The 23,049-nt window shown below is 33.3% G+C and carries 17 protein-coding genes; 15 read left to right on the forward strand and 2 right to left on the reverse strand.

The annotated features are described in order from the left end of the window. Position 1: 1 nt before the first annotated feature. The 4 genes from G314FT_RS03125 to G314FT_RS03140 all read left to right on the forward strand — a co-directional run bounded on the left by G314FT_RS03125 (position 2) and on the right by G314FT_RS03140 (position 5,336). Positions 2-811 (forward strand): PTS mannose/fructose/sorbose/N-acetylgalactosamine transporter subunit IIC, encoded by an 810-nt coding sequence (locus tag G314FT_RS03125; protein WP_257701999.1) that lies wholly within the window; start codon positions 2-4, stop codon positions 809-811. Continuing rightward, positions 808-1,632, forward strand: coding sequence for a PTS system mannose/fructose/sorbose family transporter subunit IID (locus tag G314FT_RS03130; protein ID WP_257702000.1), 825 nt, complete (start codon positions 808-810; stop codon positions 1,630-1,632). Before G314FT_RS03125 ends, G314FT_RS03130 begins: the two co-directional genes overlap by 4 nt. 178 nt (positions 1,633-1,810) lie before the next feature. Continuing rightward, a complete protein-coding gene (locus G314FT_RS03135; protein ID WP_257702001.1) occupies positions 1,811-4,318 on the forward strand; it encodes a sigma 54-interacting transcriptional regulator in 2,508 nt (835 codons plus the stop codon). Between the two features lie 154 nt (positions 4,319-4,472). Then, positions 4,473-5,336 (forward strand): SDR family oxidoreductase, encoded by an 864-nt coding sequence (locus G314FT_RS03140; protein WP_257702002.1) that lies wholly within the window; start codon positions 4,473-4,475, stop codon positions 5,334-5,336. 91 nt (positions 5,337-5,427) lie between these two features. On the opposite strand, the gene G314FT_RS03145 is transcribed toward G314FT_RS03140, so the two are convergent. Continuing rightward, complete coding sequence (locus tag G314FT_RS03145) at positions 5,428-6,999, reverse strand: Nramp family divalent metal transporter (protein WP_257702003.1); 1,572 nt, start codon at positions 6,997-6,999, stop codon at positions 5,428-5,430. Between the two features lie 834 nt (positions 7,000-7,833). Between G314FT_RS03145 and G314FT_RS03150 the strand changes: the two genes are divergently transcribed. From G314FT_RS03150 to G314FT_RS03180, 7 genes are all read left to right on the forward strand, one after another. Next, positions 7,834-9,252 carry an APC family permease gene (locus tag G314FT_RS03150; RefSeq protein WP_257702004.1) on the forward strand — a complete coding sequence of 473 codons (1,419 nt, stop codon included), beginning with the start codon at positions 7,834-7,836 and terminating at the stop codon, positions 9,250-9,252. Between the two features lie 24 nt (positions 9,253-9,276). Further along, positions 9,277-10,608: a C1 family peptidase gene (locus G314FT_RS03155; protein ID WP_257702005.1), complete on the forward strand. Its 1,332-nt coding sequence runs from the start codon at positions 9,277-9,279 to the stop codon at positions 10,606-10,608. A 29-nt stretch (positions 10,609-10,637) separates the two neighbouring features. Then, a complete protein-coding gene (locus G314FT_RS03160; RefSeq protein ID WP_257702006.1) occupies positions 10,638-12,041 on the forward strand; it encodes a C69 family dipeptidase in 1,404 nt (467 codons plus the stop codon). Between the two features lie 79 nt (positions 12,042-12,120). Continuing rightward, a complete protein-coding gene (locus G314FT_RS03165; RefSeq protein ID WP_257702007.1) occupies positions 12,121-13,521 on the forward strand; it encodes a C69 family dipeptidase in 1,401 nt (466 codons plus the stop codon). Positions 13,522-13,543: 22 nt separating this feature from the next. Continuing rightward, the gene (locus G314FT_RS03170; protein WP_257702008.1) at positions 13,544-15,067 is read left to right on the forward strand and encodes an APC family permease; all 1,524 of its coding nucleotides are present in this window, start codon (positions 13,544-13,546) and stop codon (positions 15,065-15,067) included. A 177-nt stretch (positions 15,068-15,244) separates the two neighbouring features. After that, positions 15,245-16,585 (forward strand): C1 family peptidase, encoded by a 1,341-nt coding sequence (locus G314FT_RS03175; protein WP_257702009.1) that lies wholly within the window; start codon positions 15,245-15,247, stop codon positions 16,583-16,585. Between the two features lie 105 nt (positions 16,586-16,690). Continuing rightward, complete coding sequence (locus G314FT_RS03180; protein WP_257702010.1) at positions 16,691-18,364, forward strand: APC family permease; 1,674 nt, start codon at positions 16,691-16,693, stop codon at positions 18,362-18,364. A 118-nt stretch (positions 18,365-18,482) separates the two neighbouring features. On the opposite strand, the gene G314FT_RS03185 is transcribed toward G314FT_RS03180, so the two are convergent. Then, positions 18,483-19,223, reverse strand: coding sequence for a glucose 1-dehydrogenase (locus tag G314FT_RS03185; RefSeq protein WP_257702011.1), 741 nt, complete (start codon positions 19,221-19,223; stop codon positions 18,483-18,485). 322 nt (positions 19,224-19,545) lie between these two features. Between G314FT_RS03185 and G314FT_RS03190 the strand changes: the two genes are divergently transcribed. The 4 genes from G314FT_RS03190 to pepI all read left to right on the forward strand — a co-directional run bounded on the left by G314FT_RS03190 (position 19,546) and on the right by pepI (position 22,359). Then, positions 19,546-19,803 carry an SWEET family sugar transporter gene (locus G314FT_RS03190; RefSeq protein ID WP_257702489.1) on the forward strand — a complete coding sequence of 86 codons (258 nt, stop codon included), beginning with the start codon at positions 19,546-19,548 and terminating at the stop codon, positions 19,801-19,803. Positions 19,804-19,921: 118 nt separating this feature from the next. Beyond that, positions 19,922-20,239: a PTS lactose/cellobiose transporter subunit IIA gene (locus G314FT_RS03195; RefSeq protein WP_257702012.1), complete on the forward strand. Its 318-nt coding sequence runs from the start codon at positions 19,922-19,924 to the stop codon at positions 20,237-20,239. Positions 20,240-20,337: 98 nt separating this feature from the next. Then, the gene (locus tag G314FT_RS03200; protein ID WP_257702013.1) at positions 20,338-21,450 is read left to right on the forward strand and encodes a VanZ family protein; all 1,113 of its coding nucleotides are present in this window, start codon (positions 20,338-20,340) and stop codon (positions 21,448-21,450) included. A 27-nt stretch (positions 21,451-21,477) separates the two neighbouring features. Then, the gene (gene pepI, locus G314FT_RS03205; protein ID WP_257702014.1) at positions 21,478-22,359 is read left to right on the forward strand and encodes a proline iminopeptidase; all 882 of its coding nucleotides are present in this window, start codon (positions 21,478-21,480) and stop codon (positions 22,357-22,359) included. The last annotated feature ends 690 nt before the right edge of the window (positions 22,360-23,049 follow it).

Consider the following 23,049-nt stretch of genomic DNA (forward strand, 5'->3'; position numbering starts at 1 on the left):
AATGTTAATGCATGCACTTATGGCAGGACTTAGTGTGTTTATCTGTTTTGCTGGTAACTATTTAACAGGTCAAAGTATGTTGGAACGTCCGTTAGTTGTGGGTCTTGTGACAGGACTATTGATGGGGGATTTAAAAACAGGTGTCTTGATGGGAGCAGCACTTGAAGCAGTGTTTATGGGAAATGTGAATATTGGTGGTGTGATTTCTGCTGAACCAGTGACAGCGACAACTCTTGCGACAACATTCGCGATTATTGCTAACGTTGAGCAAAAAGCGGCGATTACATTAGCGATTCCAATTGGGATGTTAGCAGCATTTGTCGTGATGTTCTTGAAAAATGTCTTGATGAATATTTTTGCACCAATGTTGGATCGTGTTGCACGTGAAAATAATCAACGAAAAATTGTCGCACTTCATTATGGGACATGGATTTTCTATTACTTTATTATTGCCGCGATTTCATTTGTTGGGGTTTTACTTGGAAGTGAACCTGTTGCCGTTATGGTAAATAACATTCCACAAAATGTGATGAATGGATTGAGTGCGGCAGGTGGCTTATTACCAGCTGTTGGGTTTGCAATGTTGATGAAATTACTTTGGGATAATAAATTAGCAGTATTTTACTTATTAGGGTTTATTTTAACAGCTTACTTGAAACTACCAGCTGTTGCAGTCGCGGCAATTGGTGTGGTTATTTGCGTGATGATGGTTCAAAGAGATGTACAAATGATGAATTTACCAACCACACAAGGAAAAGTTGCCAGTGGTGAAATGAGTAAAGAAGAGGAAGAGGAGGACTTTTTCGCATGAAACTAAAACAAGATATGTCAGTTGAAGATAAAAAAATGATGCGCTCAGTCTTTTGGCGCTCATGGACAATGAATGCCAGTCGTACAGGAGCAACACAATATCATGCGTTAGGTGTTATTTATACCTTACTTCCTGTGATTAATCGTTACTACAAAACAGATGAAGAACGTGCCGACGCGATTGTTCGTCATACCACATGGTTTAATGCTACTATGCATATTAATAACTTTATTATGGGTCTTGTTACCTCAATGGAAAAACAAAATAGTGAAGATGAGAATTTTGATGCAAGCTCAATCACCGCAGTTAAAGCATCATTGATGGGACCGTTGTCAGGCATTGGGGATTCATTCTTCTGGGGGATTTTACGTGTTATTGCTGCTAGTATTGGTATTTCAATTGCAAGTACTGGATCAGTGATGGGAGCTATCGTTTTCTTAGCACTTTATAATATTCCAGCTTTTATTATTCATTATTATGCTCTTTATACAGGCTATTCAGTTGGGGCGAACTTTATTCAAAAACTATATGAAAGTGGCGGTATGAAAATACTGACTAAAGCATCTAGTATGGTTGGGTTACTGATGATGGGAAGTATGACTGCTTCGACTGTAAAATTCAAAACGATTTTAGAAGTAACAGTCAGTGGTTCTGATCCAATTAAAATTCAAGATTATTTAGATCAATTATTTGTTGGGATTGTGCCGTTAACTGTGACATTGATTACGTTCTGGTTATTACGTAAAAAAGTAAATATCAATGTTGTGATGTTTGGCATTATGATTTTAGGGATTATTTTAGGGTTACTTGGTATTTGTTAATCAATTTATTACACAATACATAGGATTTTGGTAATAAATCATGATACATTAATCAGGTAAACTATGCTAAAATTTAACAAGAAAAGTAACTATGTGTCGTTATATTATCGGTATGTAAGAGTGAAACGCATGGGCAATACGTGCCATGCGTTTTTTAGTATGTAGGGGGATTGGTAGAATGAAGGAGTCGACTAGAAGACATTTGCTTCAAGGTATAGGGGAAGAACAAGTTGGGATTACGACAACTGAATTAGCTAAAAAAATTGGGTTAAGTCGCTCAGTCACGAGTTTATATTTAAATGAGTTAGCCAAAGATAAAGAGGTTATTAAAAGTGAAACATATCCAATCGTTTGGCGACTAACTAGTCACGAGTACCATACGTCACAAGATGTGTTTGAACAATTTATCGGCAGTAGTGGCAGTGCCAAATCTATGATAAAAACCTGTAAAGCTGCGATGTCTTATCCACCAAAAGGACTACCTGTTTTAATTCATGGGAATAGTGGCGTGGGAAAAACTTATTTAGCCCACTTAATTTTTGATTACCTTAATCAACAACAGGCGAATTGCTCAGATAATATCGTAGTATTTAACTGTGCGGATTACGCGAATAATCCTGAATTGTTGTCTTCAACATTATTTGGTCATAAAAAAGGGGCTTATACAGGTGCTGACAAAGATAAAAAAGGGTTACTTAGTAAAGCGGACAACGGTATTTTATTTTTAGATGAAGTCCATCGTTTGTCATATGAAAATCAAGAGAAACTATTTCAGTTTATGGATTCAGGTCAGTTTCGTTTAATCGGAGAAGAAGATAAAGTAGAAACAGCTAACGTTCGCTTGATTTTTGCGACAACAGAAGACCCTAAAGAGGTATTATTACCAACCTTTTTACGTCGTATTTCAGCTGTATTGGAGTTAGCAGATTATCATCTACGGCCATTACAAGAGCGAGAGACGATTTTAAGAGTCTTGTTTTTAAAAGAAGCGAAACTGTTGAAAAAGGACATGATGATTGATCGTTTGATTTTTGATCGCTTTTTACATGAAAAAATGTCAGGAAACATTGGGCAATTAGCCAACAAGGTCAAGTTATATTGTGCTGATGCTCTTCACTATCAAGAAGATAAAGACGTGTTATATATAGGGGACAACCATAATGATGTGGTGAAAGTGATTTATGATGAACCACTTAATCAACTAGTGGATGTGTCAAAAGAGATGCTAGAAAAACTAAATGTGCTACTTCATTCCACGAGTGATGTATTGGAGTTACGAGAAACGCTACTGGGTTTTCCGCTATCCAAAGATGATTTTGGTGGAGAAACCTATGTTTTAAAACAAATTAGAGAAAAAATACTTGCTAATACTAAACAAATAATGGGTAAAGTAGATAGTGTGACACCTTATCTTGAAAAACTCACAACATACCTATTATTAAAAGATTGTGTTAAGTTTGATCATCAACCAATAAAACAAATGATTATTATGGACTATCCACGTACGGCACTTTTTGCAAAAAAAATTACGTCTAAATTACCGGTTGAATATAAGAAAGAAGCTCGTTTTCTATTGAGTCTATTTTTAATTGGATCCATCAAAGAGCAAATTGCCTATCATGCTCTTCTTGTAGCACATGGGGATACAACAGCGAGTAGCATTCAAGCTGTATCTAATCAACTTTGTGGAAATTATGTGTTTGATGCAATCAATATGCCGTTAGACGCGTCAATTAAAGATATTGTCTTAGAAGTAAAGGCTTGGTTAGCTGAACGTGATACATCTGAGGGTGTGATTATGTTGGTTGATATGGGATCCTTGGTTCACTTTTATAAAAGCTTAAAACCAGAGATTATGGGAGAGTTACTGGTGGTGAATAATTTGACGACATCATTTGCTTTGGAAATAGGACAACAGTTGTTAAATCATCACACATTTTATGATATCACAAAAAATATTAAGCAGAAATTTATTACGGATATTCAGTATTTTGAGGGATTTTCAAATGATCGCAATGTCATTATTTCGAGTATTTTAGGTTATGATATTGCTAAAAAATTAAAAAAGTTATTTGAACCATTTATTAATCCAGAAATCAAAATGATTGTGATGCATTTTAATGAGCTACTTGATATTTTAGACCGTGAAAATTCAGATAAGGGCTATCTGGATACAACAGAATTAATTATGACCACGTCTTATTTGGATAATAAAACTGATGTGTCTTCTGTTAATCTACTAGATATATTAGATGAGGATACGGAACATCAAGCGATGAAATATACGTTTCGTAATACAATCCATGAAAAATATATGCCCGATTTAACGAATAAATGTATTTATTTCTTTTCTAAAGAAGGTTTATCTGAAAAATTAAATTTCCTAAACCCAGAAATTATTATCAAACAAGTTGAATTGATTATTGAAAAATGTGAACGTCGATTTGGCATAAAGTTTAATGTAAAAGTAAAATTTAATCTAACGATGCATTTAGCATTGATGATTGAACGAACCATTTTGGGTTCAGTTGATTATCCTGTTCCAACAGATTTATCGCAGTTAAAAATAAATGATAACTATTTTTATGGTAATATAAAAGACTTATTATCCTCTATTGAAGATTTTTATCGCATTAGTATTTCTGATTGGGAATTATATGTCTTACACGAAATTATTGCCAGTTAATCAGTTTTTAAGTGTAATATTTATATATTATTTGTTTTTTTGATGTTTATCATTTAACAAAAATACTTTTTTTATGCTAATATTCTAATTGTAGTTATATTAAAACAATGAGTGTATTTTTTACTAACGTTGGTTTAGAAAAGGAGAGATATCATTGGAACATAAATTAAGAACACCTAAAGAAGATTATCATCAAAAAGACAGTAATGAATTCATGTCAACAGAAGTGTTGGTTGAAGATCCTAATTACTTGTCAGCGAATAAGTTAAAAGGTAAAAAAGCTATTGTTACAGGTGGAGACAGTGGGATTGGAGCAGCTGTTGTTATAGCGTATGCACATGAAGGGGCAGATATCGGAATTGTCTACCATGAAAATGATGCTGATGCGTTACAAGTAAAACAACGCGCAGAAGAATTAGGTGCAACTGTTTATCTTTACAAGGGAGACGTTGGACATGAACATGTTGTAAAAGAAGCCGTTGATTACTTTATTGATAAGTTTAAATCAATTGATATACTAGTTAATAATGTTGCTGAACAGCATGAACGTGATAGTATCGTTGATATTACAGAAACCGAAGTTCAACGTGAATTTGCGACAAATATTTATAGTTTTATGTATTTTACAAAATACCTTTTCCCATATTTTAATGAGGGAGCAGCTATTATAAATAACGCGTCTGTCAATGCTTATCGTGGACATCCTTATTTATTGACTTATTCAACAACTAAAAGTGCCGTTGTAGGATATACTCGTTCATTATCAGTGCGTGAAGAGTTTATTAAGAAAAAAATCCGTGTAAATTGCGTAGCGCCAGGTCCAATTTGGACACCTCTTATCCCCTCTACAATGAAGGGGATGACTCATGAAAAATTTGGGTTAGATACACCGATGAAACGTTGTGGTGAAGCTTATGAGGTAGCACCTAGTTTTGTCTTTTTAGCTTCAAACCAAGATAGTAGTTACATGAGTGGTCAATGTTTACATGTTAATGGTGGAGCAGTATTAAACGGTTAAAAAAGTACCCCTCAGAATGTGTGGAAAATGCATTCTGAGGGGTTTTTATTTATGACTTGGAAGAGATCTCTTTTAAATTAATTGGTATTTATTAAATCTTTTTTTTGGATTGTTCGATAATTCGTTTATTTCCTTTATATAAATCCCATATGGTCCATGCAAGAAGCAGTAAGACACCAATAATAAGTGTATAAGCAATGCCATGAGCTAAGGTTAATTCATTATCTGATGGTTCATCTCCAAAGAAAGCTTCCATTTGTCCTGGCAGTCCAGTTAAATTTAGATAGGTTAATGCAATAACTGAAATCCAACCAAAAAATTTTACGAGCCAATTATTTTTAAAGCGATGTCCCATTTCAGCTTCACTGTTTGTCATCATGAGTAATGGAATCATAGAAAAGGGTAAAGCAAACGCTAAAAAGACTTGAGAATTATTCATCAGATTATTTAGAGCCTCATGTTCTTCGAGTGTTCCTTTTTTACTCGTAATTAACACGCAGATGACAACAGGAATGACAGAAATTAATCTGGTAACCAGTCTTCTTAACCAAGTTGGTAGTTTCATATGGATAAAACCTTCCATGATGACTTGTCCAGTTAGAGTTCCAGTGATAGTAGAGTTTTGTCCAGATGCCAGTAGTGCTACCGCAAATAGTGTTGATAGAACACCAGATTTAGCAACAGAAACAAGTAAACCGTTACTTAATGTTTCTGGATTAGATAAAGCTTCATATAATCCAAAGAACGATGGATCTTTCACTGTACCAGACTTAAACACTGCAACTCCCATAATTAAAAGTAATGCATTAACAAAAAATGCCATAGTTAACTGGATGTTTGAATCCCAAGTTGAAAATCGGACAGCTTCTGCAACATGATTTTCATCTGAGTGATCAATTTTTCTTGTTTGAGAGACAGCAGAATGGAGATATAAATTATGTGGCATAACTGTTGCACCGATGATTCCTAGCGCTCCTGTTAATGGTGTTTGTCCACCAATTCTTGGTGAGTCTGAAAAGGTATCTTTTGTTGGGATTAACCCCTCAAAAACAGCGCTCCATGATGGATTAGATAAAGCTATTTGATAAATAAAAACAAATAGAATGACAAAAATTAAACAGACAACTAACGCTTCGATTTTTCTAAACCCAATCTTTGTTAAAAGTAATAAGAGCAAAACATCAAATACTGTAATTAGAACAGCATAAAGTAATGGAATGCCAAATAGTAAATATAAAGCAATCGCAGCCCCAATTACTTCAGCAATATCTGTTGCCATAATAGCCAATTCAGTTAGAATCCATAAAACAATTCCTAATTTTTTACTCGTTCTTGCCCGGATAGCTTGGGCTAAATCCATTTGGGTGACAATCCCTAATTTAGCAGCCATATATTGTAATAGCATAGCAACTAAACTAGACATTAAAATAACAGACATCAAAAGATACTGAAAATTTTGTCCACCTGTAATGGAAGTTGACCAATTACCAGGATCCATATACCCAACTGCGACAAGAGCCCCTGGACCTGAATAGGCAAATAAAGTTCGCCAAAATCCTTTTCCTGTAGGGACTTTGACTGATCCATTTATTTCTTCTAATGAGCGGCCGTTTGTATGAGCAATAAGCTTATGTGGTTCATGATTATTATGTGGTTCACCCATTTTCATCCCTCCTTTATTTTTCTGTACATATCATACACTTAAACGTCTAAATGTGAAAGCAAAGTTTATTAAAAGATTTATATCTGAGAAATAGTGGGACATAAGATATTCCATTAAAGATGAGAGTATTTTTTAATTATAACCAATATCATATTTCAGTTATTTTATAATCCATAAAGAAAGAACGATATAATCGACTAATTGTGATAGTATCATATAGACAAACCTTATTAGCTAAAACTATGAGGTGATAAAATTGTAGGTATGAGGCTGACCCAAAAGTAATTTTTTAAATAAAAATCACTCGACTAATAACATATAAATACCATGAAATCAACGTTTTAATTAACGGATTTCATGGTATTTTTTCTATTTTAGGGCTTTTTAGTCAGCCTCATTTTTTTCTATTTATTTGCAATACAATGAGTAGTTTATAAAGTCATGATAAATTAATTATCTGATGATACTGAGATTAGTGTATAAAAAGACTTTTTATACAAAATATTGAAATAAGTTAGTTATTTTTTTGACGAAAAAAATATATATGATGAAATGATGAATAAAGAATTAGTAAGGCAAAAAAAATAAGCATTCTATTCTTACTTAGAACATAACATTCACTAACTGATTACAAATAAATAAAAGATAATCCATAAATAATTAACTTTTAATCCATAAAGGTATTTAATTACTCTAAAAATAATATATAATATGACGTTTTTATTGTTAATGTATCAAAGATTGTTTTTGAAAAAAAAAAGAGTTATGATTTACTCACAAACGATATTAAAAACGAATTCATGAGAAATGGATGAAGAGGAGAGATGATATGTCATGAGTGCGAAAACAGCAACACCTAATAAAAAGTTGACGTTTACGTCAATTTATTTTTTAGGTATCAATGCAATTGTCGGGTCAGGAGCGTTCTTATTACCGCAACAGATTTATAAAAATATTGGGGTAATGAGTATTCTGGTTCTCCTTACTGCAGCATTAACAGTAAGTATGGTTGCATTATGTTATGCGGATTTATCAAGTCGATTTTCAGGATCAGGAGCAGCTTGGTTGTATTCGTATAATGCATTTGGTAAATTTACTGGGTTTCAAATTGGATTATTTTCGTGGTTTTTAGGATGCCTGACATTTACAGCAGAATCTGTTGCCTTACATCGAACATTAAAAAGCATGTATCCGGCGTTAGATAACCCAATTGCGAAATATGCTTTTCCGATTGGTGTGATAGTTCTATTAAGTATTATTAATCTATTTGGTACCAGTATTGTTAAAAAAATCAACAGTGTGTCTTCAATTATTAAAATTGCTACGCTATTATTCTTCCTTGTTGTCGGTGTGTTCTTTATCAAAACAGCACACTTTACACCAATTGTCCCTGAAAATGTGAAAACAACAGGTAGCTTCTTTGGTCACTTTGGTCAAGCATTTAGTGTGGTATTTTACATGTTTACTGGATTCTCATTTATCCCAGTAGCAGCTGGACAAATGAACAACCCAGAAAAAAATATTCCAAAAGCATTAATCGCCGTTATGTCTAGTGTGACTATTATTTATGTGTTAGTACAAGCAACAGCGATTGGTATCTTAGGACCAAGTATTGCAAAATTTGATATTCCTATCGCTCAAGCACTAAATTCTTCTATTGGTCATTGGGCATATGTACTGATTGTCATTGGTATGATTATTTCAATTTTTGGTGTGGCATTTGCCGTATCATTTAATACACCAGTTTTAGCAGCATCTTTATCAACAGAACATAATCTATTACCATCAGCTGTTGGTAAAAGAAATAAAAACGATGCACCTTACATTGCTGTCATTATTACAATGATTATTAGTATTTTCTTAGTGTCATTTAGCTATATCTTCTTAGTAGCAGCAATCGTGCTAGCATCATTTATCCAATATGTTCCATCAATTTTAGCCGTGATTAAATTTAAACATACAAAACAATTTCCAAATAATGGGTTCTCTTTAAAGGGAGGAGACACCATTCCAATTATTGCCTTGATTATCTCAATGTATCTATTAACTAACTTTAGAATGGATGTTTTATTACTAATCCTTGGTGTGTTCATCGTTGGTTTGATTATGTATTACACAAGTATCAAAAATAAACCAGATTCACCATCAGCACCACAAGCACCAAAAGGTAAAGTCGCTCAAGCAACCACTAAATTGGCTGACAAAGTCGCAACAACTACTCAAAGTGCACCAACTCATGTATCAACAAAATAAATTAACTGAATGGAGTGTTTTATTATGACAAACGAATTAACTTTTGATCAAATTAATAACATGCAAGAACTTTTTACAGGTGACAGAGCAAATGAAATCGCCCAAACAGCAGCAACAACAAATGGTATTTTTAAAGCATCTGAAAATATTCGTGCAATTGATGATGCGAATTTTAACTTTTCGATTGATATCGACTCACATAAAGTGACCAATCAAAATCAAAGTGGTCGTTGCTGGATGTTTGCTTGTTTAAATGTCATTCGTTTCCAATTAGAAAAACAATACAACATTGAAAACTTTGAATTATCACAAAACTACTTATTTTTCTATGACAAATTAGAAAAAGCAAATTACTTCTATCAAAATATTCTTAATACAGCAAATGAACCTATTTCTAGTCGTGATGTCCAATTTTTAATTAACTCACCACAACAAGATGGTGGGGATTGGAATTTAATCATTTCACTAGTTGAAAAATATGGTGTCGTACCAATTTATGAAATGAATGACTCAAGCTGTAGTGTCACATCAGCTGAATTAAATACGATGTTAAATCGTAAATTACGACGTGATGCTGTTGAGTTAAGACAACTTGTTAAAGATAATGCGACAGAATCTACTATTAAAGATTACATCGAAAAAAGTCTATCTGAAGTTTACAGACTATTATCAATTGCTTTAGGGACACCACCAAAAACAATTGACTTTACATTCAGAGATAAAGACAAAAAATACACTTCTTATCAAGGGTTAACACCTCAACAACTATACACTGACTACATTGATATTGATGTAACGGACTATGTTGGATTAATCAACGTTCCAGCTGAAAACATGCCTTTTGGTAAAGTTTACGAAGTGGCTTTATCAGGAAACATGATAGGTGGCACACCAAACCGTTATTTAAACATTAAAATGGATGAGTTAAAACAAGCCACAATTAAACAATTAAAAGCTGGTGAACCAGTTTGGTTTGGTTGTGATGTGTTAAAACATTTTGACCGTCAAAAAGGGATCATGTCACATGATTTATATAAATTTGAAGATTTGTTTGATATTGATTTTTCAATGACAAAAGGTGATCGTTTCAACTACAAAGAAAGCTTACCAACGCATGCTATGGTAATTGGTGGCGTGAATCTTGTGGGTGATATGCCAACTAAATGGAAAGTTGAAAATAGCTGGGGAGAAAAAATTGGTGACAAAGGTTACTGTGTGATGGATGACAGATGGATGGAGGAATTTGTCTTTGAAGTCGTTGTGAAAAAAGACTATCTAACAGAAGATTTAAAACAAGTCTTAGTAACAGAACCTGTCGAATTACCATTTTGGAATCCTATGAATCCAATTGCCTAAGCGTTTATTAATAGAAAGAAGGAAATAGTATGTGTACAACCGTTGTCGTCGGAAAAAAAGCCTCTAGAACAGGCTCAACATTGATTGCTAGAAACTGTGATTCTGAAGAACCTATCCAACCTGTTCGTTTTATTACCGTTGCTGAAGATGCTCATGTGAATGGCACTTATAAAAGTAATATGACGAAATTTACTGAAAAATACCCAAACAAATCATTGAAATATACAATGGTGCCATTTTTGGATGAAAGTAAACTTGGTATTTTTGGTGAAGCTGGAATTAACTCAAAAAATGTGGCCATGAGCTCAACAGAAAGTATTTTCTCAAATACGGATGTTTTAGCGATTGATCCATTAACCTCAGCAGGTTTAGGTGAAGATTCTTTACTTAATATGGTCTTACCATACATTGAATCAGCAAGAGATGGTGTAACTTATTTAGGCCAACTCATTAAAGAGCATGGTTCTCATGAAGGAAATGGTGTCATTTTTAGTGACAAAGATGAAGTGTGGTATATGGAAATCCCATGTGGACATCACTGGGTAGCACAACGTGTCCCTGATGATTGTTGTGCAGTGATTGCCAATCAATCCATCATTGAAGAAATAGATTTCAACGACCCAGAAAACTTTATGTACTCTGAAGGCATTTGTGAATTTGTCGATGAATATCAACTTAATCCAGATTATGAAGGATTTAATTTCCGTCATATCTTTGGAACCAGTACTAAAGAAGATAGACAATACAATACTGCTCGCGTGTGGTATGGTCAAAACTACTTAGGTCATAAAATAGAAGATCCTAGAAGTAGTGATATGCCGTTTGTCTTTAAACCAAATCGTTTACTGACAGTCAATGATGTGGCTGCTGTACTAAGTTCACACTTTGATGAAACAATCTATGATCCATTTAATCCTGAGAGCGATGTAAATCGCAATATATTTAGACCAATCTCTATGAACCGTACGGCTGAATCTCATATTTTAGAAATCAGAAACAACGTACCTGAAGAAATTGCTGGAATCATTTGGTTAAATAGTGCTCCAACAGCCTTTAACCCATATGTGCCATTCTTCGCTAATAGTCTAGATACACCCAAAAGCTACCGTGATACGACAGATAGCTATGATATTAACCAAGCCTATTGGATGTATCGTACGTTAGCAGTATTAGTGGAACGTGATTACAACAAATTATCTTCTGTAAACTTTGACTATTTAACAGCTGCTAAAACATTAGCAAAACATCTTGTCTTAGAAACAGATAAAGCTGTTAAAGAAGGCAATATTAAAAATATTGAAGAGTTCTTAACTGAACAAAATAATAAAAATATTGACCAAATGAACGAATTAGCTATGAAACATATAGGTGATTTGGTCCAAAAAGGTTTGGGATTATCTAAACTGACATTTGATATTACTAAAGACGTTTAGTAAGTCGCTAGAGAGGATAATCTTTTAGGATTATCCTTTCTAACTTTAAAAATACGGAAATGAAGGAAGAGGGAATAATATGTGTACAACTGTCGTAGTAGGAAAGAAAGCAACCAAGAATGGCGCAACATTAATCGCAAGAAATTGTGACGCTGAGATTGTTATTGAACCAGTAAAATTTATTGTGGTTCCTGAAAATGATGTGACTGAAGGTGTGTATAAATCTTATTTAACTCATTTTAAGGAAAATTATCCAAAGAAATCACTAAGATACCAAATGGTACCTTACATTCAATATAAAAAATATGGCATCTTTGGTGAATCTGGTATCAACTCAAAAAATGTGGCAATGAGTGCGACTGAAAGTATCTTTAGTAACACACAAGTTTTAGCAATTGATCCTTTAACAGATGGTCTTGGTGAAGACTCATTAGTTAGTGTGGTATTACCTTATATTTCTTCTGCTAGAGAAGGCGTTACTTATCTCGGAAAACTTATTGAAGAATATGGTTCTCATGAAGGAAACGGCGTTATCTTCAGTGATAAAAATGAGATTTGGTATATGGAAATTCCATGTGGTCATCACTGGATCGCTCAACGCGTGCCAGATGATTGCTGTGCAGTGATTGCTAACCAATCGATTATTGAAGAAGTTGATTTCAATGACCCAGAAAACTTTATGTATTCAGAAGGATTAAGAGAATTTGTTGAAACCTATCATTTAAATCCCGACTATGAAGGATTTAACTTCCGTCATATTTTTGGTACAAGCTCAAAAGAAGATAGAGAATACAACACACCACGTGTATGGTACGGTCAAAATTATTTAGGTCATAAAGTAGAAGACCCAAGAAGTAGTGATATGCCATTTGTATTTAAACCAAATCGTAAATTGAGCTATGAAGATGTGGGCGCTGTATTAAGTTCTCACTATGATGAAACCATTTATGACCCATTTAATTCAACAGATGATACGTCTAGAAAATTATTTAGACCGATTTCAATGAATCGTACCTCTCAATCACACATCTTAGAAATTAGAAATGATGTGCCAGAAGAGATTGCAGCGATTACTTGGATTAATAGTGGTCCAACAGCCTTCAATCCGTATGTGCCGTTCTACGCAAATAGTAACGATACTGCACCATCTTACAACAATACAAGTATGACTTATGATATCAACCAAGCTTACTGGATGCATCGGACACTCGCTGTGTTAGTAGAACGAGATTATGACGTACTAAAAACAGTTAACTTTGATTACCTAAGTGCTGCTAGACAGTTAGCAAATCACATGGTATTAGAAACAGATCGAGCGTATAAAGCGATGCAATCTGGGGATGTAACAGACTTTTTAACAAAACAAAACAAACAAAATATAGAAGAAATGAATCATTTAACCATGACTCATATCGGCGAATTGGTTAAGAAAGGGCTAGCCTTATCTAAACTCACCTTTGATATAACCAAAGACGTATAAAAATAAGTGAGGAGAACGTATTATGGAAAACAAAAGTGGTAGTAAAGCACCTGTATCAGCAAGTGTTAAACCAGTAGCAAGTAAAACGCAAGCTACTAACACTGCAAGTAAAAAAGGTGCTTTATCAAAAATAACATTAGCAACATTTATTGGGTTAACATTCTCTCTTGTAGCAGGTCCATATTATTCAACATTGACGGCAACAGGATGGAACATGTTTTTATTCATGGGTATTGCCGTGATTGGATTTGCTTTACCAATCGCTTTAATATCTGGAGAGTTTGGGACAACATTTCCTGGCCAAGGTGGTCCAGAGTTATGGGTTAAAAACACCCTGGGACCTAAGTGGGGATTTGTGACCTCTTGGCTCATTTGGGCAGCGATGTTCCCTTCTATGGTTGTAGTAGGAACTGGGTTTGCGCCAATGGTTGCGCTACTGTTGAAGAAAGAAAGTTTAATCGAGAATTCGATGTTTACATTGGCGGTTATTTTAGGATTAGTTTGGTGTATGACACTGTTGAATTTAAAATTCGACATGGCAAAAGTAAATGGTAAATTCGGTATTTGGTTAGGTTTGTATATTCCTGTCGTGATGTTATTTATACTTGGTGTGTTTACCTTTATAAAAATTGGTTTAAACCCAGATAGCATTTTAGGAACATTCTCATGGTCAAAATTAGTTCCTAAATCGTTCACAAGTGGTTCTGGAATGTACTTTAGTGGGATTATCTTTATCTTCTTAGGAATAGAGATGTCTTCTGTGTTTATTACTCGTCTGAAAAAACCATCTCAACAATATGCTAAAGGTGTTATTACATCTCTTATCTTATTAGCATTGTTCTCATTGGTTAACTCATTTTTAGTAGCAAATGTTATCCCAGCAGGTAAAATCCAATTAAACAATGGTGCTCAACCATTACAATTGTTTGCCGATCGTTTAGGATTACCATATTTTGTTGTCCAAATCTTCTGTTTACTTTCTATTGTGAGTGTATTGACTAATATGTCTACATGGTTCATTAGTGCTCAAAAAACAATCACTGCAAGTGCAAGAGAAGGGGACTTCCCAGAAAAATTCAAATTCTGGAGAACAAATAAATTTAACTCATCAAATACCTTATTATTTGTGCAAGCTATTGCGATTACTATTTTGTCAGGTGCTTATGTTATTATCCCTGGAATTAACAAAGTATTCGTTATTATCACAAATAGTGGAACAATGATCTATTGTTTAGCTTATACATTAATGGCTTTAGGATTCATTGCGATGAGAAGAAAATCACCTGATACAGAACATCCTTTCCGTGTAGGTAAAAAAGGAAATGGTCTTGGATTCTTCTTTGCAGGGTTACTGATGGTAACCATTGTGTTTGCTTTAACATTAACTTTTATGAGTAATACGATTGAAAACTTAGTCTTCGTTTTAATCTTTGTCGGTATTCTATTTAGTATCCCATTAATCATCTATAATAAGAAAAAAGCTAGCTGGTTAACTGACGTACAAAAAGAAATGGCAAAAGATAGTACACAAACAATGAATAAATAATTATGAAGGAACTGTTTATCTTTTTAGATAAACAGTTCTTATTTTATACAAAAATTTATTTAACTTACCATAAAAAAATTGTGAGACATTCACAAAAATGACGCGAGATATACATAAAAAAGGAGTTATATATAAGTGTACCAACAAAACAATAAATTTAGGAATGGAGTGTTTTATATGTCTAGACCACTTACTAGTGAACGAATCAATGAAATGAAGAAAGAATTCAACTCAAACCGAGGAAATCAAGTTGCCCAAACAGCTGCGACAACTAATGGATTATTTAAAGCAGCAGAAAATATCCGATCAATTGATGATAATAATTTTAACTTTTCAATTGATGTGGACACTCACCAAGTAACGAATCAACGTCATAGTGGACGCTGCTGGATGTTTTCATGTTTGAATGTGATCCGATTCCAAATAGAAAAACAATACAACATTGAAAACTTTGAATTATCACAAAATTATCTATTTTTCTATGACAAATTAGAAAAAGCAAACTATTTTTATCAAAATATTTTAGACACATCAGGCGAAGAATTATCAAGTAGAGATGTGCAATTCTTATTAAACTCACCACAACAAGATGGTGGTGATTGGAATTTAATTATTTCGTTAGTTGAAAAATATGGCGTTGTACCAAAATATGAAATGGACGAGTCAAGCTGTAGTATGGATTCAACAGAATTAAATACTTTATTAAATCGTAAATTACGTGCGGATGCGATTGTGTTACGTCGCATGATGAATTCAAATAAAACAAATGATGAAATAAAATCGTTTATTGATGAACAATTAGTAGAAGTGTACCGTATTCTTTCTATCGCTTTAGGGACACCACCTGAAACAATCAATTTTACATTTAGAAACAAAGATAAAAAATATACCTCTTATCAAAATTTAACACCAGTAGAAATGTATCAAAAATACGTTGATATTGATTTAAATGACTATGCGATTATTATCAATGTCCCAACAGAATCTATGCCGTTTGATCAAACATTTGAAGTAGAATTATCTGGCAACATGGTAGACGGTAAACCCAATCGTTATTTAAATGTTGAAATGGATGAATTGAAAAAATTAACCATTAAACAATTAAAATCAGGTGAACCAGTTTGGTTTGCGTGTGACGTGTTAAAACATTTTGACCGTCAAAAAGGCATTATGTCAGATAGTCTATATAAATTTAAAGAATTATTTGACTTAGATTTTAACATGACAAAAGGTGAGAGATTTAACTACCGTGAAAGCTTACCAACTCATGCGATGGTCATTGCGGGGGTAAATATTGTCGATGACAAACCAACTAAATGGAAAGTAGAAAATAGTTGGGGAGACACTATTGGAGATAAAGGTTTCTGTGTCATGGATGATAAATGGATGACAGACTATCTATTTGAAGTAGTGGTTAGAAAAGAATTTTTAACTGATACTCAACGTGCTAATTTAGACAAAGACGCGACAGTATTGCCATTCTGGAATCCAATGAACCCAATTACACCAATGATTTAATTTTTATTATTATAAGAATGTTTCTCCTAGATAATATTTATCTGGGAGAAATATTTATTATAAAACGGTATCTGTCATTTAGTAAAAGAAAGGTAGGAGATCCATATGAGTAGTAAACCAGATAGTACGACCAAAAGTACCAATAAACAAGGTCAAGGATATATTTCAACGTATGCGTTGATTATGATGAATGTTGCGATTGTTGCTGGGCTAGGAAATGATGCCCAACAAGCGTTTTATGGATTGTCGTCGGTGACGTTATTTGCAATTGGTGCACTTGTATTCTTTGTTCCAACAGCTCTTGTAGCAGCCGAACTTGCGGGTGGTTGGTCTGAGCGTGGCGGTATTTTCCGTTGGGTTGGTGAAGGTATGGGGAAAGGCTGGGCATTTACATGTTTGCTGATTCTATGGTTCCAAACGACGTTTAACCTCGGAGCAGGGATGCCTAACTTTGCAGCAACGATTGGATTTTTTACGCCTAATTATGATTGGGCTGTAAAATTTGCCAAAAATCCGTCTCATGAATTAATTATTATGTGTTTGTTTTTAGCTGTATTTTGGCTAGTAACCTGGTTAGCTACTCGTGGAGCTAAGACGTTTTCTAACATTTCTAAATACGGTGTCACAATTGGGACGATTATTCCTTTAGCAACGATTGTGATTTTAGCGATTGTTTGGTTAGCGCAAGGACACACGCCAGCTATCAAACTAGAACCAAGTGGACTTGTTCCTAAATGGCATGGTATGAGTACCTTAGCACTTGCAGCAGGGGTATTTTTCTCATATGCAGGGATTGATTTAAATGCCGCTCATATTAAACAACTAAAAAATCCTAAAAAACAATTTCCAATTGCCATGCTAGTTGCAGGGTTAATAGCCTTTTTAGTGTTTGTTGTCGGAACATTGATTATTGCGATTGTTATTCCAGAAAAAAATATTAATATTATCTATGCACTATATTCTTTATATCACGAATTAGGTGCGACGATTGGGGCGCCTTGGATGTATATGATCTTTGTCTATGTTGGATTCTTTGCGACACTTGCTATGTGGATTACCAACTTAGCTGGTCCATCATTTATGTTAGGTCAAGCTGGACGTAGTGGTTTTTTACCAAAACAATTACAAAGTAACAACAAACATGGTATGCCATCAAAAATGCTTTATTTACAAGCTATCTGTGTAACGGCTATTGCATTTGTCGTTAAACTTTTACCAAACGTTGAAGGATTCTTTGTTATGATTACTCAAACTGTCACCATTCTTTACATGTTATATTATGTGTTGATGTTTGTCTCATTCTTACGTTTACGTTACACGCAACCAAATCGTCCGAGAACATTCACTGTGCCTGGTGGAAAAGTAGGAGCTTGGTTAGTGTCTATTATTGGGTTAGCAGCATGTGTCTTTGGTATTGCGTTATCACTTTACCCACCAGCTCAAGTTAAAAAAGAAGTTGGTTCTGGTACAGTGTATGTTGTGACCATTTTAGTGTTACTTGCGATTGTATTATTACTTGCGTTTGGTATTTACCAAGCCTCTAAACGTCATGATTGGGTAGATAAAGATAACCAATTTGCACCATTCACATGGGAAATAGAAGGCTTTGACAAACCTAAAAAAGCATTGTCTAATATTCCAACAGAAATTTTATCACACTATCAAGATCCAATGGGTATGCCAATAAAGACTCAATTTGATCCAAATGAAACATTGGATAGTTTTAATCAAAAGAATCAAGATCAAAAAGTTGTTAATAAAACAAGTAATGTGAAATAAACCGATCCAATTTTAGCTAAAAATAATGGTGATTCTAACTCCTTAAAATGATAATTAAGCAAAAACTCTATTTATTAAGATAAGATTAGTATCTCAATAAATAGGGTTTTTAATGCTTTTAAGCTAATATACCACCATCAACAATGAACTCACTTCCTGTTGAATAGGAAGAATCATCAGAAGCTAAAAAGAGAACTAATTGAGAAATCTCTTCAGGTTCAGCCATTCGTTTTAGAGGTATGGTATTTTTAAATTTTTCAATACTATTTTTCATTTCACCTGTTGCTTGTGATACCATTGGTGTCATAACACCACCAGGATGAACAGAATTTACACGAATATTTTTATCAGCAAATTCTAGAGCAGCACATTTTGTTAATCCTCTAACTGCAAATTTCGAACTAACATAGCCATATCCACCAGTGCTACCTCTTAAACCTTCGATAGATGATATATTGATAATTGATGCAGAATCACTTTTTTCAAGTAAAGGTATAGCGACTTTCATTCCTAAAAATACAGATAATTGGTTAATATTAATCACTTGCATATAGTCTTCGACAGATGTTTTTTCCAAACTATTAAATTTACTAATGCCCGCATTATTGACTAAAACATCTAATTTATGATGTTTTTTTTCAATGATATTTATCGCGTCTATCCAAGATTGTTCTTTTGTGACATCTAAGTGAATAAAATTCGCCTGAGTACCTAACTCACTTTCAGCTTGATGGCCTGCGTCATCATTAATATCCGCAATATAAACAATTGCTCCTTCTTTAATAAATGTAAGGGCATGTTCTTTACCCATTCCCATGGCTCCACCAGTAATTAAAGCAACTTTATTTTCTAATTTCATAAAAAAAAACCTCCTAAAATGATATTGTGAACATTTAATCTAATGATGATTAATTAGTTATAATTTATATAAATAAAAAACATTTTATTGATTGAATGTTATGTACTAATGAAATTGTTTCTAGTCTAATCCAACGTGACGAAAAAATAAAGGATAGTGTACTTTAAGTTAAAAATTAATACTTATGGCACAATATGGTATAATAAACCATATAGTTGTAATGTTTAATTAAACACTTTATTGATTAAAAGTAAACGTCATTCAATGTAATTAATGGAGAGTAGTGGTTAATATGGATAAAAAGCAATCGAATTTAAAAAATATGAAACATTTTAATCAGTTTATTGGGTCTGTAGGTGCCTTATTTGGTATTGTGGTATTTATTGCTTATATACCTCAAATTATTTCCAATCTTCAAGGGGTGAAAAGCCAGCCGTGGCAACCATTAGTTGCGGCGATATCTTGTTTTATTTGGGTTTTATATGGTTTGACAAAAGAACCTAAGAAAGACATCATCCTCGTGATCCCAAATTTATTTGGTGTTGTATTGGGGTTTATTACTTTTATTACTTCATTATAATGTGAGTATTCTCACTTAGCCGTGTTGACAAGATAAGAAAAACTAGACTAGAATAGGAGTTAACATTATAGTCTAGTTTTAATTGTCACAAATAACAAATGGATGATGGTGATGGAAAATGGATGAAAAAAGTTTACAAGTAATGATGGGATTAATTATGCATAGCGGAGATGCTAAAAGCCATGCAATGGAGGCCATACAGGCTGCAAAAGAATATGATTTTGAATCAGCTGAACAAAGCTTAAATGACGCTAAAGAGTCTCTAATAAAGGCACATCAGTCTCAAACAGAGATGTTAACAAAAGAGGCACAGGGCAATTCAACAGAAATAACACTTCTAACGATTCATAGTCAAGATCATTTGATGACAGGGATTACTTTTACAGATTTGGCCAAAGAGATAGTTGATTTATATAGAGTAATTGATAAAAAATAATGAATTAACCGGAGAAATTTTTTTCTTCGGTTTTTTTATGGTGTGAATGATAGTATAGTGGGTAGAAGAGAAATCTACGATAGAAAGAAGGAACTTTTATGCCATCCTATGCTATACCACTATCCACAGCATTTATTTGGTTTACTGTATTATCATTTCTCGGTACAGTACCATGGACAATTTATCAGTACCGAAAATATGGATATTTTAATATTTGGCGAAATTTAGTATTTTTTAGTTTTATTTACTATTGCTTAACCGCATTCTTTTTAGTCAGTTTACCATTGCCTAAAAATAGAAATGATATTGAATTTAAACATCATATCTATATACAGCTTAAACCATTTAACTTTTTAAGTGATTTTAACACAATCCCAGGATTTAATCCTTATCAACTAAAAACATATCCTAAACTATTAAAGTCTTTTATTTTTTTACAAGTACTATTTAATGTGGCTTTATTATTTCCATTGGGTGTCTATTTAAGATTCTTTTTTAAAAAAGCTAAAAAATGGTATATCGCTTTGCCAATTATATTTGGAGTCACATTATTTTTTGAAGTCTCTCAATTAACAGCTTTATTTGGATATTACACTTATCCATATCGTTTGTTTGATGTAGATGACTTAATGATGAATACATTAGGAGGGATGATTGGTTTTTTCTTAGCACCAATATTCCTGTTCTTTATCCCTAGTCGTGATCAACTACATCAAAAGGATGAGGTTTATTCTTCGGATAAAGTGGCATCCTATGGTTCCCAATTACTGGAAGTGATATTGACTATTATGGCATCACAATTAGTTGGATCTGTTATTTCAATATTTTTGTTTCAGGGAAATTATACTTACCTTTCACAGTTAGTTATGGGGGGGATATTTATGATTGTTTTACCATTTATGGGAAGTAAAACCACTATTGGAGGGAAAATTATTAAGTTAAAATTGTTATTACCAGATAATAAACGACTTCAATCTCTCATATATCGTTTTATTTTGATTTATGCCCCTTCGATTGTCAGTCATACAGTACAAAGTATAGATAGTTTTTATTCTGATAGAACATCTGTTATTTTCTTTCAATTATTGTTTTTTTTCATAACATTGATTGTGTGGATTGGCCTAAGTGTTATCATCATAAAGGATTGGGTTCAAAAAAAGAATACTGTATTTTTTAATTATTTATCCAGAGTGACATTTATCAGAAAATAATAAACTATGTAAGAAAGTTGGGAATATATGATAGTAAAAGAAGGGTATATGCCATTTTTAGAGTATCAAACCTATTACCGAATTGTGGGAGAGCCTTCTGATAAAACACCTTTGTTGTTATTACATGGAGGGCCAGGATCAACACATAATTATTTTGAATTATTAGATGATTTATCTTTAGATAACAGACAAGTCATTATGTATGACCAATTAGGTTGTGGCTTATCATCTATGCCTGATAACCCAGAATTATGGATAGCTGACACATGGTTAGAGGAATTAATTGCTCTTAGAGAATACTTAAAATTAGATAAAATACATATCTTAGGACAATCATGGGGAGGAATGTTACTCATTAAATATATGTGTGACAAATCGCCTGAAGGTGTTGAAAGTATTATTTTATCAAGTACGTTATCTTCAGCTAAATTATGGAAAGAAGAACAACATCGTTTGATTAACATGATGAGTTTAGCAGATCAAAAGGCCATTGAAAAGGCAGAAAAAACGAATGACTTTTCTCATCCTGATTATTTAAAAGCCAATGAAACATTTATGCTACGTCATGCAGGAGATGCGCCAAGTGAAAACTCTCCAGAGCCTTTAAGACGCCCTAAAAAACGAGGGGAGCAAGCCTATTTACATGCTTGGGGACCAAATGAATTTTTTCCAATGGGAACACTATCAACATTTGATTATACCAGTGAGTTGAAACATATTTTAACACCAACGTTGATTATTAGTGGAGCAGATGATTTAAGTACACCTCTAATAGCCAAGACGATGTATGATGAAATACCTCATGCCAGATGGGAATTATTTCAACATAGTCGTCATTTGTCTTTAGTGGACGAAGAAATAAAATATAAAACGTTATTAATTGATTGGCTGAATCAATACGATAAATAAGAAAAACGCCTTGAATATTTAATTCAAGGCGTTTATTTTAACCGAAATGTTGATAAATAATGGCAGAAATAATAAATAAAATCCAAATGTGTGCTGGGTAAAAAACATAGAAAAATGATTTCATGCTGCGTCCTTTTTGCACATTATTTTTGGTCATTAAAAAAGAAGATGGAAATTAATGAAAAAATCATCATGTCGCTTTCTGTGGTCATACCAGAAAAGATAAGAAAAATAAAACGTGCTACATTGGTGGGTACAACTGTAATCAGTGATAAGATAACAAAATAATCCTAGTAATAAGGTTGATATGCTTTTTGTTTGCTTAAATTGATTTAACATATCAATCTCATATATTGCTAGAAAAACTAAAAATAGATTATTGGAGATATTATTTTGAAGTGCCATATCTCCAATTGAGAAAACGTATGTTATAAGAATCATACCTAAAGTTATAACCTATAATCCGATAAGCAACTGTCCTAAGTATTTTGATTTATTTCACGTGTAAACCCAAGGAAATCGACTAAAAAATAATGCCGCAACATGTCTACTACATCATGCCACCCATTCTAGAACATCTGTCTAGTAAGGTATTTGATGAAGAGGTTTAATAAACATGAAAATAATACTGATTATTTTAAAATCAAATGTTGTAAGGCCTTTTGTTTTAGTCATTAAATTACCTTTCTT

The organism is Vagococcus luciliae (genome assembly GCF_024637875.1).
GTDB classification, from domain to species: domain Bacteria; phylum Bacillota; class Bacilli; order Lactobacillales; family Vagococcaceae; genus Vagococcus; species Vagococcus luciliae.